The sequence below is a fragment of the Ruminococcus sp. OM04-4AA genome (assembly GCF_003462585.1).
GTDB lineage: Bacteria > Bacillota > Clostridia > Lachnospirales > Lachnospiraceae > Mediterraneibacter > Mediterraneibacter faecis.
Genome location: NZ_QTZH01000010.1, coordinates 13736 through 27881, shown reverse-complemented (window position 1 = coordinate 27881; position 14146 = coordinate 13736). Strand labels below are relative to the sequence as shown.

The 14146-nt window shown below is 41.0% G+C and carries 13 protein-coding genes and 3 pseudogenes; 2 read left to right on the top strand and 14 right to left on the bottom strand.

Features of this window, described 5'->3' with window-relative positions:
• Positions 1–42: 42 nt before the first annotated feature.
• From eno to DXB52_RS04920, 4 genes are all read right to left on the bottom strand, one after another.
• A complete protein-coding gene (gene eno, locus DXB52_RS04935; protein WP_117874650.1) occupies positions 43–1338 on the bottom strand; it encodes a phosphopyruvate hydratase in 1296 nt (431 codons plus the stop codon).
• Between the two features lie 212 nt (positions 1339–1550).
• A complete protein-coding gene (locus DXB52_RS04930; RefSeq protein ID WP_117908738.1) occupies positions 1551–2576 on the bottom strand; it encodes a threonine aldolase family protein in 1026 nt (341 codons plus the stop codon).
• A complete protein-coding gene (locus DXB52_RS04925; RefSeq protein WP_117539236.1) occupies positions 2573–3265 on the bottom strand; it encodes a flavin reductase family protein in 693 nt (230 codons plus the stop codon). The genes DXB52_RS04930 and DXB52_RS04925 overlap by 4 nt, the downstream gene beginning before the upstream one ends.
• A 76-nt stretch (positions 3266–3341) precedes the next feature.
• Complete coding sequence (locus DXB52_RS04920; RefSeq protein ID WP_118106652.1) at positions 3342–4985, bottom strand: putative manganese-dependent inorganic diphosphatase; 1644 nt, start codon at positions 4983–4985, stop codon at positions 3342–3344.
• Between the two features lie 269 nt (positions 4986–5254).
• Here DXB52_RS04920 and DXB52_RS04915 point away from each other — a divergent pair, with 269 nt between their 5' ends.
• Positions 5255–5950: a S1 RNA-binding domain-containing protein gene (locus DXB52_RS04915; RefSeq protein ID WP_118106651.1), complete on the top strand. Its 696-nt coding sequence runs from the start codon at positions 5255–5257 to the stop codon at positions 5948–5950.
• Positions 5951–6083: 133 nt separating this feature from the next.
• Here DXB52_RS04915 and DXB52_RS04910 read toward each other — a convergent pair whose 3' ends face one another.
• The 10 genes and pseudogenes from DXB52_RS04910 to DXB52_RS04870 all read right to left on the bottom strand — a co-directional run bounded on the left by DXB52_RS04910 (position 6084) and on the right by DXB52_RS04870 (position 13456).
• On the bottom strand, positions 6084–6365 hold the full coding sequence (locus DXB52_RS04910) for a DUF2325 domain-containing protein (protein ID WP_020435695.1): 282 nt from the start codon (positions 6363–6365) through the stop codon (positions 6084–6086).
• 417 nt (positions 6366–6782) lie between these two features.
• Positions 6783–8881, bottom strand: a pseudogene (locus DXB52_RS04905) (heavy metal translocating P-type ATPase).
• A gap of 6 nt (positions 8882–8887) precedes the next feature.
• A complete protein-coding gene (locus DXB52_RS04900; RefSeq protein WP_015529717.1) occupies positions 8888–9217 on the bottom strand; it encodes a DUF6110 family protein in 330 nt (109 codons plus the stop codon).
• Positions 9218–9300: 83 nt separating this feature from the next.
• Positions 9301–9708, bottom strand: coding sequence for a Fur family transcriptional regulator (locus DXB52_RS04895; RefSeq protein ID WP_117539244.1), 408 nt, complete (start codon positions 9706–9708; stop codon positions 9301–9303).
• A 62-nt stretch (positions 9709–9770) separates the two neighbouring features.
• Entirely contained in the window at positions 9771–10133 is a 363-nt protein-coding gene (locus DXB52_RS04890) for a heavy-metal-associated domain-containing protein (protein ID WP_117539246.1), read from the bottom strand.
• Between the two features lie 15 nt (positions 10134–10148).
• The gene (locus DXB52_RS16685) at positions 10149–10283 is read right to left on the bottom strand and encodes a hypothetical protein (protein WP_264466013.1); all 135 of its coding nucleotides are present in this window, start codon (positions 10281–10283) and stop codon (positions 10149–10151) included.
• Positions 10284–10295: 12 nt separating this feature from the next.
• On the bottom strand, positions 10296–10478 hold the full coding sequence (locus DXB52_RS04885; RefSeq protein ID WP_117861483.1) for a FeoB-associated Cys-rich membrane protein: 183 nt from the start codon (positions 10476–10478) through the stop codon (positions 10296–10298).
• Between the two features lie 260 nt (positions 10479–10738).
• Positions 10739–12921, bottom strand: a pseudogene (gene feoB, locus DXB52_RS04880) (ferrous iron transport protein B).
• 54 nt (positions 12922–12975) lie between these two features.
• Complete coding sequence (locus tag DXB52_RS04875) at positions 12976–13194, bottom strand: FeoA family protein (protein WP_117568902.1); 219 nt, start codon at positions 13192–13194, stop codon at positions 12976–12978.
• 53 nt (positions 13195–13247) lie between these two features.
• Positions 13248–13456, bottom strand: a pseudogene (locus tag DXB52_RS04870) (FeoA family protein).
• Between the two features lie 321 nt (positions 13457–13777).
• Here DXB52_RS04870 and DXB52_RS04865 point away from each other — a divergent pair.
• Entirely contained in the window at positions 13778–14146 is a 369-nt protein-coding gene (locus DXB52_RS04865; protein ID WP_117539252.1) for a metal-dependent transcriptional regulator, read from the top strand.

Sequence of the window (14146 nt, the reverse complement as noted above, 5' to 3'; positions counted from 1 at the left end):
AAATGCATGGATTTTACTGGCTGTCAGATTATTTTACTGATGTTATCTCACATTAAATGCGTCATTCCCCGGATATACTGCGCTTGTTCCAAGTTCTTCCTCGATGCGGAGTAACTGATTATATTTCGCTACACGCTCCGAACGGCTCGGCGCTCCGGTCTTGATCTGGCAGGTATTCAATGCTACCGCAAGATCTGCAATCGTTGTGTCCTCTGTCTCACCGGAACGGTGGGAAGAAATTGCTGTGTAACCTGCTTTGTGTGCCATCTTGATTGCTTCAAGAGTCTCAGATACAGATCCGATCTGATTCAGTTTGATCAGAATAGAATTTCCGCATCCGAGTGTGATTCCTTTCGCCAGTCTCTCTGTGTTTGTGACAAAAAGATCATCTCCAACCAGCTGGACTTTATCTCCCAGCTCCGCTGTCAGTTTTTTCCATCCTTCCCAGTCTTCCTCGTCAAGCGCATCTTCGATTGAGATGATTGGATATTTCTCTACCAGTTTTTTCCAGTGGTCAATGAGCTGTTCTGATGTATAGACTGTTCCTGCCTTTGGAAGTTTATACTCTCCAACCGTCCCTGTCTTCCATTCTGAGGATGCCGCATCCATTGCGATCTTGAAGTCTTTTCCCGGCTCATATCCGGCCATCTTCACAGCCTCAAGAATTGTCTCGATTGCTTCTTCGTCTGATTTCAGCGCCGGGGCAAATCCACCCTCATCACCTACAGATGTTGCAAGTCCTCTGTCTTTCAAGATTCCTGCAAGTGCATGGAATACCTCTGTACACCAGCGGATGCATTCTTTAAAAGACGGTGCTCCAACCGGCATGATCATGAACTCCTGCACATCCAGTCCGGAAGAAAGTGCATGACACCCGCCATTTACAATGTTCATCATTGGAACAGGAAGTCTGTTTCCATTCACTCCTCCAAGAAAACGGTACAGCGGAATCTCAAGTGCATCTGCTGCCGCTCTTGCACATGCGATTGAAACAGCAAGAATTGCATTTGCGCCAAGATTCGATTTATCTTTTGTTCCATCTGCCTGGATCATAGCCTGATCAATTGCATAAGTGTCGCCTGCATCCATTCCAACTAATGCACTGTTGATCGTTGTATTAATATTTTCTACCGCACGGGAAACACCTTTTCCACCGAATCTTGACTTGTCTCCATCACGAAGTTCAAGTGCCTCAAATTCTCCGGTAGAAGCACCACTTGGAGCCGCACCTCTTGCTACAGTTCCATCTACAAGATGCACTTCTGCCTCAACCGTTGGATTTCCGCGTGAGTCGATAATTTCTCTTCCAATTACTTTTTCAATTTCCAGATAATTCATAGTTGTCCATCCTTTCTGAGGACTCCCTCGCCTGTGTTCAGGTATTACAGACAAAGGAGTATACATGATTTATTCACACAGTTAGTTTTCTCTAACTATATGCATTCTATCAAGTTTCTTTACAAAACGCAATATTTCTATTTGATAATGATTCTCATTTTATAGGATTCTATATATTATCTGCACTTACTATTATTTATATTCTTACTTTTTTATAAATACTCCCTCAGCTTCTCAACCTTCCCCATATCTGTCGCCCAGCTCGTGGCCAATCTCACCACCGTATGCTTCTCATCCGTCTTCTCCCAGAAACTGACTCTGACATTCTTCTCAAGTTCTTTCAGCTTCTCATCTTCCATCTCAACAAAGATCTGGTTCGTCGGAGAATCAATATAGAAGTCATATCCTTTTTCTTTCAGGATTTTTTTTAGTCTCGCAGCTGTTATGATTGCATTCTTACTGATTTTCATATACAGATCATCTGTAAATAACGTATCAAACTGAACACCAAGGAACCATCCTTTGGCAAGCAGTGCTCCGTGCTGTTTGATCAGTGTCACAAAATGTCTCGGTGCATTTTCTTTTGTAAATACAACTGCCTCTCCGCAGAAGGCACCTACCTTTGTTCCACCAATATAGAAAATGTCACAGTATTCTGCAATATCTTCCATTGTCACATCTGTATCTTCTACTGCAAGACCATATCCAAGACGTGCTCCATCAAGATACAGAGGAATATGGTACTGCTGACAGATATCAGAAAGCTCTGCGAGTTCTCCGCGTGTATACAGTGTGCCATACTCTGTTGGGTGAGAGATGTAAACCATCCCCGGGAAAACCATGTGTTCATGATTCCCATCACTATAAAACTGATTCAAACAATCAGCCACGTCTTTTGGCTGGATCTTCCCTTCCTGCTGTGGAAGGGTCAGTACTTTATGACCGGAAGCTTCAATCGCACCCGCCTCGTGTGATGCAACATGTCCTGTCTCAGCTGCGATAACTCCCTCATAGCTTTGAAGTACAGAATCAATTACTGTCTGATTTGTCTGTGTTCCTCCCACAAGGAAGTAAATGTCTGCCTCCGGGCATTTACATGCCTGACGGATCTTTTCCTTTGCGGATTCACAATATGAATCATTTCCGTATCCTGTAATTCCTTCTTTATTTACTTCTGCCAGTCTGCGCAGGATTTCCTCATGTGCGCCTTCTGAATAGTCATTTTCAAACGAAATCATTTCTTAGCTTTTCCTTTCTTTCTGAATGTTGTATTTTTATTTACATTTCTTTTCTCTGGAGATTTCTTGCTCCTTGATTCATTTTTTGTTGTGATCTTCTTAGCAGTTCGTTTGTCAACGGTCTTCTTTTTTCTCACGCTGTACCCAAACGTTCCGATCTTTTTGCCAAGTCCAAGATATTCTCCATGGGAATATGCCAGAAGACCTGTCTTATTGAGTTCAAATTTACCATTTTCATTCATATAGGACTCATCCACCTGAACTGCCTTCACTTCTGCAAGAAACATGTGATGGCTTCCGAGTTTCTCAACTTTTGTTACAACACATTCAATATTGACCGGTGCTTCTTCAATGACCGGTGCGTAAGTAAGCTTCTCTGCCTTTTTCGCAGTCAGATGACACTCTTTCCATTTATCCACATCCCGGCCGGAGCGCACACCGCAGTAATCTGTCGCATGGGCGAGCTGTTCGGTTGTCAGATTGATCACAAACTCTCCACTCTCTTCAATCATATGATACGAATATCTTTCCGGTCTTACGGAAATGTATACCATCGCCGGGTTTGTGCATACAGTCCCTGTCCATGCAACGGTAAAAATGTTCGTATTTCCTTCTTTATCTGCCGTACTTACCATAACTGCCGGAAGTGGGTAGACCATATTACCGGCTTTCCATACCTGTTTCGCCATTTCTCTTTCCTCCTGAAAACCGTCCCCTGTTACGGAGACGGTTCTGACTTTCTATTTAAAAATGTCTTGGGCTTTCTTACTGCTGCAGTGCTGATACAAGTGCCGGAACGAGCTGTTTCTTACGTGATACGACACCTTTGAGCATCAGTTTCTGTGCATTATCTTCCAGATCATAAGCTCCGATGATCTTTTCTCTTGCTTCATTACCACTGCAGATCAGTTCAGAGGATTCTGCAATAATATTTGTCAGCATAAAGAAAATCATATCCAGACTGTGGTTCTGTCTTGTCTTTTCCATCTCCGGAAGTACTGTTGCCTTAATCTCTTCAAGCTCTTCTTCGCTCATTGAATTCACCTGACCAACACCAAATACCGTATCATTCACTGTAAACTGTTTGAAATCAAGGAAGAGAATTTCCTCGGCTGTCTTTCCTTTGAGGTTGCTTCCTGCCTTGAACATCGCCTGCGCAAGTTTCTCTATATTGATCCCGGCAATCTCTGCAAGCTTTTTCGCTGTGCTTTCATCAAGTAGTGTACAAGTTGGGGAACGGAACATCAATGTATCGGAAATAATTGCGGAACAAAGAAGTCCTGCATTCACCGGATCTATTTCGACACCATTTTCCTCATACATCTGAGATACAATTGTTGCTGTACATCCAACCGGCTGATTTCTGAAAAATACAGGTCCGATCGTCTCGATACTGCTCAATCTGTGGTGATCAATAATCTCCTGGACATCTGCCTCTTCCACTCCGTCGACTGCCTGATTCTTCTCATTATGATCGACAAGGATCACCTGTTTCTTGCTGACATTAAGAAGTCTTCGTCTGGAAACAAGACCTAAGAATTTTCCATCTTCATCTACGACCGGGAAATCACGGAAACGCTTACGTGCCATAACTTCTTTCACATCATCTACATAATCATTCTTACGGAATGTTACGAGGTGATCCTTCGTCATGAAAGATCTTACCGGAATACTCTGGCTGATATGCTGTGCTGCTGTAAATGTATCATGCTGTGTCCAGATAACAACAATTTCTTTCTCCTCTGCCTGATGAAGAATATCTTCTGAGATCGGATCATTCTGGCAGACTACCATACAGCTTGCATCCAGATCGACTGCGCACTGCTGTGCATCAATTCGATCCCCAATGATAACAAGATCATCTTTCTCGATAAAGCTTGTCATCAACTCTTTGCTTGATGCTGCAACAGTTACTTTTCCTTTATAAAAATAACCATGTTCATTTCCTGTTACAATTTCACCTTCTACTGCCGCTGCAATATTACGGTACTGTGTTCTTGCCTTCGCTAGCATTGTGTTATCATAGACTTCCATATAGGATTTCGCAATATCACCTTTTGTGATCACACCTTCCAACACACCGTTACGTGTGATTGGAATTGTATGAGTATTCATCTCTGACATCTTTTCCCATGCTGTACGGATTGAGAGGCTTCCTTGAATTTCCTGACTTTCTTTCAGTTCCACATTCTTTATCTGTTCTCTAAGATCAGAAAGCAATGTCGGAACTTTTACGCCAAAGTGTTCCAGTACATATTGTGTCTCTTCGTTAAGCTGCCCTGCACGACGAGGCTCATACGTTTCTCCGGTGATCTTTGTCTTAAGATTTGCATAAGCAATTGCTGTACAGATAGAATCTGTATCCGGATTCTTATGACCTACAACATACACCTTTTTATTCTCAGCCATTTTTTCTATCTCTCCTTCTCAAATTTATCTCTTATTTACTTTTACACTCACATCAATTTATCTCTGTATTCTGTCATCTTACATGAACAGCTTCTTCATTAAGTATTAAACCTGACAATTTACTATTCAATAAGTAGAGTAACATTTTTTTTCTATTAATCCAACCGCATTTTTCATTTTCTTCACGGATTTTGGCTCTTTTGTTGTATTTTTTCTCATACATATGTTATACTTTTGATTAACGAGAAAAAGAAAATGAGGTGCTTTTAATGAGCGAAGAAATGAAAGAATTACAGACAAATGAAGTAACAGAAACAATGGCAGACTATGAAGATCATTTCGATGATGCGAATCCATGGAACAGAGTCCAGGATTATATGGATAAAAAAACTGTTCTTCCTGTTAAAATTGAAGGTGTTGTTAACGGCGGTGTAATCGTTATAGTAGAAGGACTTCGCGGATTCGTTCCTGCTTCCAAGCTATCCCTTTCCTATATCGAGAATCTGGAAGATTATCTTCTCAAAGATATCGAAGTACAGGTGATTGATGTTGATCAGGCAAACAATCGTCTTGTCCTTTCTGCACGTGAGCTTCTGAAAGAAAAAGAGAAAGCCGCACGTGATGCACAGGTTGCAAGTCTGAAAGTTGGAACTGTTCTGAAAGGAACTGTAGAGACACTTCAGAACTATGGAGCATTTGTTAAATTAGAAAACGGACTTTCCGGTCTGGTTCATGTTTCCCAGATTTCCCAGAAGCGTGTGAAAATGCCTTCTGATGTTCTCACCGTTGGTGACGAAGTTGAAGTAAAGGTGATCGGTATCAAAGATGGTAAGATCAGCCTGAGCATGAAAGCTCTCGAAGAAGACAAAGAGAAGGCTGAAGAGAAAGCTGAAAAGGTTGTGATCCCGAAAGCGGAAGATATCGGAACAAACCTTGGAGATCTCTTTAAAAATATCCAGTTATAGAAATTGGTGCTGTGATCCTGTTCAGATTGATAATCTGCGTAATTGGCAGCATGATACAGAAAAATCCCTTTCAGGAGTTTATTTCTCCTGAAGGGATTTTTCTATTTTTAACGCAATAATTCAGATATATTTATTATGCACAAACATTCTCCAAAATTTCTTCCAAAGCATTCTTGCTGCTGGTGTGGCATCGAATCACATCCGCATTACATCTGCCGGCCTCTTCTACCGCACAGCGAACCATTTTATGGGATACTGTGTTTGTGAAAAGAACGATCAGATCAGGACTTCCAATCTGTTTGCTTAAGCTTGCTGACATCTGGGTGAAGATCTTCGCCTTACAATTAAACTGTTTACAGACTTTCTTATACTGACATACCATTCTGTCATGTCCTCCAATGATTACTACACTCATACTGAACCTCCTGAAATTAAGATCTGATTATCTATTATTTTACTTATTACTTTTCCTGTATGGTTTATGAATTCATTTCCACATGCCTCTGTTGCTCATGTTAGTTACGTCTAACTTATGTATTTACTATACTATAACGAAAACGTAATATCAATATCATTTACTGATAATGTTTCTCATTAGAATAAAGAATGTGCCTTGGCACATTCTTGCGCCTGCGGTGGTCGCTTGCGACACCTACCTTGTACGCCGCAGTGCGCATCCTGAGCGGAGCGTTTTTTATATGTTAGGAAAGAACTTTCCTATCATATAAAAAAGAACTACCGGGACAAACCTCTACAAAAGTTAATCCCGGCAGTTCTTTTTCTTGCCTTTTTTATTTTATGTTGTTTCACTCAAGATTGCTGTTCACAGTAACTACTCAAGTTCTGTTCTTTTATTTTCATCCAGCAGATTCTTCATGCTTCCAAGGCTTATCATTAATGTAGACGCATTGTGCAAAAGTGCAGATACTGTCGCTGGACAATTCCTGTCACGCCAAGCAAAATTAATCCTGAATTAATCCCGACAATATTTCTGTAATTCATATGTATCCGCTTCATCATGGCATTTGCCAGAAGTTTCAGCGTCACAACTTCACGCAGATCATCCGCTGCAATCGTGATATCCGCAATCTCTCTTGCAATCTCAGCGCCATCACTGATCGCAATTCCTGCATCCGCCGCCGAAAGAGCCGGTGAATCGTTGATTCCATCACCGATCATAATTACTTTTCTTCCTTCTGATTTCTCTTTCTCAACAAAATTCGCTTTATCCTCCGGAAGAACCTCAGCATAATATTCGTCAACACCAACACGTTTCGCAATTGCCGCTGCTGTACGTTCACTGTCACCTGTCATCATAACAACTTTACGAATACCGGCTTTCTTCAAATCACGAACCATTTCCACAGCCTCTTCACGAAGCGGATCTTCTATACAGATAACTGCAACAAGTTGTTTCTCGATTGCTAGATACAGATGAGAGTATTCTGGTTTTAATGAATCGTATCTATCCTGATATTCGGATGGAATCGTACATCCTTCATCTTCGAAAATGAAATGACTGCTTCCGATCAGAACCTTTTTATCATCAATAGAGGAAGAGATTCCATGTGCCACAACATATTCTACCTTTGAGTGCATTTCTTCATGAGACAAATGTCTTTCTTTCGCTGCATCTACAACGGCCTTTGCCATAGAATGAGGAAAATGTTCTTCCAGACATGCTGCAATACGAAGCAGATCATTTTCTGAGTATTCACTGAAAGCAACAATCTCTTTCACTGTCGGCGTTGCCTTTGTCAATGTTCCTGTCTTATCAAAAACGATTGTATCTGCATCGGCCACGGCCTCTAAGAACTTACCACCCTTTACTGTGATATTGTTCTCGCCTGCCTCACGGATTGCCGAAAGTACAGTGATCGGCATCGCAAGCTTCAATGCACAGGAGAAATCTACCATCAAAACAGACAGTGTCTTCGTAATATTTCTTGTCAGGAGCCAAACTGCACCTGTCCCCAGTAATGTATATGGAACAAGTCTATCTGCAAGATGTTCTGCCTTACCTTCTACAGAAGACTTCAGTTTTTCAGAATCCTCGATCATGGTTACAATTTTCTCAAACCTCGTTGAACCTGAAACAGCTTTGACAAGGACTTCTATCTCGCCTTCCTCCAGTACTGTTCCGGCAAAAACCGACTGTCCTTTGCTTCTTCTTACAGGTAATGACTCGCCTGTCAGAGAAGCCTGGTTGATCATGCCCTCTCCAACGACCACTTCCCCGTCGAAAGGAATCACATTTCCCATACGGATCACAACATGGTCTCCCGGCTCAATATCTGATGATTTTACAAGAATCTCCTGTTCATTTCTCTTCAGCCACACTTTATTGACATTAAGTGACATACTGCGCGCAAGATCTCCGACAGACTTTTTATGCGTCCATTCTTCTATGATCTCACCAATTCCAAGCAGGAACATGACAGATCCAGCTGTAGCATAATCTCTACGGAATACGGAAACGCTGATTGCTGTAGCATCCAGGACAGGAACCTCTATCTTACCATGCATCAGGCAACGGATTCCGTGCCAGATATATTTCACTGATTTTACAGATGTAATCACTGCACGGACCGGCATTGGAAGGAATAATTTACTTCCATAATGAAGAACCGTCTTCATAACCAGCTTTTCCTGATAAACAGCATTCAATTCTCTTCCTGAACCTGCTGCGACATGCTCCGGCAGTTTTGTATTTTCATAAGAAAATTCCTTTAATAAATTCAATACCTCTTCCCGGGTTCCAACATAACAGATCACAGCATCTGCGGTGCGTTCATATACTTTTACGTCTGTTACATTCTTCTGATTGGAGAGAAACCAGGATAGAGTATCCGCCTCCGTATATGTCATCCTTTTCTGGACAACATGGATACGAAGGCGGCCATTGATCTCATGCTTTACAATGAATTTCATAGAGAATTAAACTTCTTCCTCTTTGAAATCCTGCGCACCTGTATTCTCTTCCTGAGTTTCTGTCTCTTCTGCTTCTTCTGCTTCGTAGACAGCCTCAGCCTCTTTTGCTGCACGTGACTCATTGATCTGCTGAGCCTCTGCAAGGATATCCTCTGCATTCTCCTGAACAGTTGTTGCTGTCTTCATCACACAGTCTTTTGCTCTTAAAACTGCTGCTGTACAGTTTGTGTAAACTTTCTTTGCATCATCACTCGCAAGAATTTTCACTCCCGCTGTTCCGAAAAGAACACCTCCTGCAAAGATTCCTGCTTTTTTCAATTTAAATATATCCCACATTATATAAAACCTCCTAAATTTTTTATACATCATATCAACCCAGTATACAGATAGTCAATTCTAACTGCATTTATCGATAAATTTTATCGTTTATTCTCCGGTAATTTAATCGATGTTACTTTTTGGTCTTTTACATAACCGCAATGTTTTAATCCTTCGCGAACCACCTTATTCCATCCTGTTTCTGTGAGTTTAAAAATCGTATCATCATCCAACATGATAATACAGCCTCCCTCTTCCGGGCAATCCTGCGCACAATCAACTTTATACATATTTTTTCTGTTGATTGCTCCGATTTCTTCTAATGCATTGATCATTCTGTAGACCGTTGCCACGCCAATATTTTCATCTTCCTGAGATGCCTTATAAAAGATTTCTTTACAGCTTGAGCATTCATTTTCCAGAATGATATCGATCAGCATCTTACGCTGTTTTGTGATTCGGCATCCGTTTTCTTTTAGTTTTTCAATAATCTGCTCTTTTTTACTCACGGCACTCCTGCTTTCTGGTCTTCGCTGCATCAGTTGCTTCGCTATCTCACAGAGTTTTGCTCTTATGAGACAGATGTGACCTCATATCCTGCATTTTTTACTGCATTTTTTAAATCTGTCAGATCAATTTCTCTATCATAGGAAACTTCTGCACTATTGTCCTTCAAACTCACCTTTGCAGTAACGCCGTCCAATCCATTTAATGCATTCGTTACGGTATTTGCACAATGCTCACAATGCATTCCTGAAATCTTCAACATCTTTCTGCCAATCACCGGTCCGTCTAAAAATTTTGTTTTCGGTTTCTTACTATTTCCAGAACCTCCTCCGCAACAAGGACCTTCTCCTTTAAAATGTTTGATTGATCCTTTCAGAGCCAGTCCGAGCAATATAATTACAATCAGTACAATAATAATATCTGCCATTTTGAGCTTCCTCTTTTAGTCTTCTTTCTCTTCTCTGTTTTCTCTCCATCTCTTAATCCACAGATAAATCTGATAAATGGATACACCTACAAGGTAAATCAAAAGAAATGCGCCAAACGCATAAAACATAGAACCAGTCGAATTTCCCATTCTAATCACCTTCTACTTTTTCTTCGTATATTGGGATTTTCCCACTGCCGTGCTGCATCCACCGCAACTGCCACAATTGCCACTACATCCGGCGCATCCGACATGTTTTCCTTCTTTATGATTTTTATATGCTTTATAAATGAGAAAAATACAATATCCGATAATTAAAGTTATTATTACAATATTTGCTATCATTGTCTTCAACACCTCGTTTTTTCTCTTAACTATAACAAAGAGCCGGATACATTTCCTGCACCCAGCTCTATTTTTTCTTCAAGAGTGCTTTCGCAGTTACTGTTCACTCCCGTGTCAATCACTCCGCTGATTGCACGGAGGATGCGCGTTTTGACTTGAATGCATCTCGCCCCATCGCCAAAGGCGATTTAAAATGGCGAGATGCGTTGCTGGTCGCACATCGTGTGAACAGTAACCTTTCGCATTCTTGCTTTTCCATATTACGCTGCCTGCACAGAACGTTTAGAATATACTTTCTGATCTTTATACGGATCTGGTCTGAAGAGCATGAACAGAAGGAAGATCAGTAAGATAAATCCTACTGCTGTACCTACGCCAAATGCTCCGCCTGTTACGAAAGATCCTACCTGGTATACGATCAGGCACACAACATAAGCAAATACATTCTGGAACAGGATTGCAAACCAGAACCATTTTCTGGACTGCATCTGCTGTGCATTGTTGCGATTGCTGCAAGACAAGGTGAGTCAAGCAGGTTGAACAGAAGGAATGTAAATGCTGCAATTGTTGATGGGAACCAAGAAGCAACTCCCTGTGCTACTGTCACTGCATCTTCTGTATCTCCGGACACATTTGCAAGAACTCCCATTGTAGAAACGATTGCTTCTTTCGCTGTAAATCCTGAGATAGATGCTGCTACAGGCTGCCACTCTCCAAATCCAAGTGGTGCGAACAGAGGGGCGATCACTCCACCGATTGCTGCCATCAAGCTGTCTGCGCTGTCTTCTACAAGTCCAAATCCATCTGCTGTAAATCCGAATCCGCCAAGGAACCACATTACTACGCATGCAAGGAACAGGATTGTTCCGGCTTTGATGATGAATCCTTTCAGTCTCTCCCAAACATGAAGGAGAACTGTCTTAGCCTGTGGAATATGGTACTGCGGAAGTTCCATTACAAATGGAGCCGGTTTTCCTGAGAAAGGTTTTGTTTTCTTCAGGATGATTGCAGAAACAAGTACTGCAACGATTCCTACAAAGTACATCAATGGTGCAATGAAGGAGCTCTCCTGATATCCTGCCACTTCACCGGCAATAACTCCACCCATCATAGCGATAACCGGAAGTTTTGCTCCACATGGGATAAATGTTGCTGTCATGATTGTAAGACGTCTGTCATTATCCTGCTCAATTGTCTTAGAAGCCATGATTCCAGGAATTCCACATCCTGAAGAAATCAAAAGCGGAATGAAACTCTTTCCTGAAAGTCCAAAATGTCTGAACACACGGTCCATAACGAATGCGATACGTACCATGTACCCGCAGTCTTCAAGAATAGAAAGGAAGAGGAACAGGATTGCCATCTGTGGAACGAAACCAAGTACTGCTCCAAGTCCGCCGATGATACCATCTACGACAAGTCCGTTGATCAGGTCACTTGCTCCGACATTTGTAAGGAATCCTCCGACTGCATCCTGGATTGCTCCAACGAATGTATCATTTGTCCAGTCCGTTACAAATGTACCGACTGTTGTGACAGATATGTAATATACAAGCCACATAACTGCGATGAAAATCGGAATACCAAGGATTCGGTTTGTAACGATACGGTCAATCTTATCCGATGTTGTCAATTTTTCTTTTGCTTTTTTAACAGTAGTTCCGACAATCTTCTGGATAAACTGATAACGTCCGTCAGTTACAATACTTTCCATATCGTCATCATGTTTCTTCTCCAATTTTGTTCTTTCGTCTTCAACAACTGCTTTTGCTGCACCTGAGAGTTTAATCTGATCTACAACTTTGCTGTCATTTTCAAGGAACTTTACAGCGTACCATCTTTTCTTATCTTCTGTAATTGTGTCAGGAAGGATTTCTTTTACACTCTCTACTGAAGCTTCAATGTCTTTTGCGAAAATTTCCCCCGGAAGTTTTACTTCTTTCTGCTTCGCAACTTTGATTGCTTCGTCGATCAGTTCATTCAGACCTTTCTGCTTTAATGCTGAAATCTCAACGATTGGGCAGCCGATCAGCATGGAAAGACGTTTGACATCAATCTTAATACCTCTCTTAGCAAGAAGATCGCACATATTCAATGCGATTACAACCGGTACTCCTGTCTCAACAAGCTGTGTTGTAAGATACAGGTTACGTTCAATGTTTGTTGCATCAACAAGGTCAACGATTACATCCGGATTCTCATTCAGAACATAATCACGGCTGACAACCTCCTCAAGTGTATATGGAGAAAGGGAATAGATTCCCGGAAGGTCAGTTACTGTAACATCTTCCTTTTTATACTTCTTATTCTTGATCTTACCTTCTTTTTTCTCTACCGTTACGCCCGGCCAGTTACCAACATACTGGTTTGCTCCTGTAAGAGCATTAAACAGTGTTGTCTTACCACAGTTCGGGTTTCCTGCAAGTGCAATTGTGATTGCCATTACTCTCTTTACCTCCTTAAGTTATATCAATCAGGCTATTCTGCATATAAGGTTTTATTTAACTTCTACACACTGTGCATCCGCTTTTCTGACAGTAAGTTCGTATCCACGGACTGTAATTTCAACCGGATCACCAAGTGGTGCAACTTTTCTGATAAAAAGTTCACTTCCTTTTGTGATTCCCATATCCATAATACGGCGTTTGTAAGCACTGTCTCCATCGATTTTTGTAACTACAACAGTAGTTCCTACTTTTGCATCACCCAAAGTCATAACACATACTCCTTCCTTTCTTTACTTTACTCATCACTTTTTCGGCGTCTCAATCAGATCATAATATGGCGCGCCATATCAGCATTTACTGCTACTCTCGAATCTTTAATATTAACAATAACGTTACCGCCAATTGCAGATAGCACAATCACTTCTGCTCCGGGCACAAATCCAAGATTCGCAAGAAAACGCTTTGTCTCATCATTTCCGCTTACTCTTTTAATTGTATTGCTTCGCCAATGTTGGCCATTGTAAGTGGCATAATCTCACGCTTCTTTCTTAAATGATATTAGAATCCATTCTCATTTGATATAGATTATTAAAAACAGTTGAGATTGATAATTTTTTTCATTTTCTCTTCTGTTCGTAAGTTAGTATATGCTAATCTCTATTAGTTGTCAATGACTAATTTATATTTTTTTAATTTTTCTGTTCCGTGTAAATCGGAATTGGGGAATCAAAATTTGTCTGGCAAATCATTTGCTGTAGGGAATAAATTATGATATACTAAGCAAAGACATGAAAATTCACTGTAAATAGTGATACAGATAAATTATAATTTATATAGAGGAGGCCATTACCTATGCATGTAAATGAATCATCTGAAAATTATCTGGAGACAATCCTCATGTTAAGCAAGAAGCTTCCTGTCGTACGTGCCGTCGACATTGCAACAGAGCTTAACTTTAAAAAATCAAGTGTCAGTGTAGCAATGAAAAAACTCAGAGAAAGCGAACATATTATTGTATCTCGTGAGGGCTATATTACATTGACAGAATCCGGACAGGCAATTGCTGACATGATATATGAGCGTCACACTCTTCTCTCTTCCTGGCTTGAAAGACTCGGCGTTGATCCACAGGTTGCAGCTGATGATGCATGCCGTATGGAGCATGTGATCAGTGAGGAAAGTTTCAACGCAATCAAGAAGCATATTGTTTCTCATTCTTAA

Coding starts and splice junctions, on each gene's coding strand:
- DXB52_RS04875 (WP_117568902.1), bottom strand. CDS start 13,194: ATGACTTTGGGTGATGCAAAAGTAGGAACTACTGTTGTAGTTACAAAA.
- DXB52_RS04865 (WP_117539252.1), top strand. CDS start 13,778: ATGCATGTAAATGAATCATCTGAAAATTATCTGGAGACAATCCTCATG.
- eno (WP_117874650.1), bottom strand. CDS start 1,338: ATGAATTATCTGGAAATTGAAAAAGTAATTGGAAGAGAAATTATCGAC.
- DXB52_RS04900 (WP_015529717.1), bottom strand. CDS start 9,217: ATGTGGGATATATTTAAATTGAAAAAAGCAGGAATCTTTGCAGGAGGT.
- DXB52_RS04925 (WP_117539236.1), bottom strand. CDS start 3,265: ATGGCGAAACAGGTATGGAAAGCCGGTAATATGGTCTACCCACTTCCG.
- DXB52_RS04920 (WP_118106652.1), bottom strand. CDS start 4,985: ATGGCTGAGAATAAAAAGGTGTATGTTGTAGGTCATAAGAATCCGGAT.
- DXB52_RS04890 (WP_117539246.1), bottom strand. CDS start 10,133: ATGGCAGATATTATTATTGTACTGATTGTAATTATATTGCTCGGACTG.
- DXB52_RS04910 (WP_020435695.1), bottom strand. CDS start 6,365: ATGAGTGTAGTAATCATTGGAGGACATGACAGAATGGTATGTCAGTAT.
- DXB52_RS16685 (WP_264466013.1), bottom strand. CDS start 10,283: ATGGGAAATTCGACTGGTTCTATGTTTTATGCGTTTGGCGCATTTCTT.
- DXB52_RS04930 (WP_117908738.1), bottom strand. CDS start 2,576: ATGATTTCGTTTGAAAATGACTATTCAGAAGGCGCACATGAGGAAATC.
- DXB52_RS04915 (WP_118106651.1), top strand. CDS start 5,255: ATGAGCGAAGAAATGAAAGAATTACAGACAAATGAAGTAACAGAAACA.
- DXB52_RS04885 (WP_117861483.1), bottom strand. CDS start 10,478: ATGATAGCAAATATTGTAATAATAACTTTAATTATCGGATATTGTATT.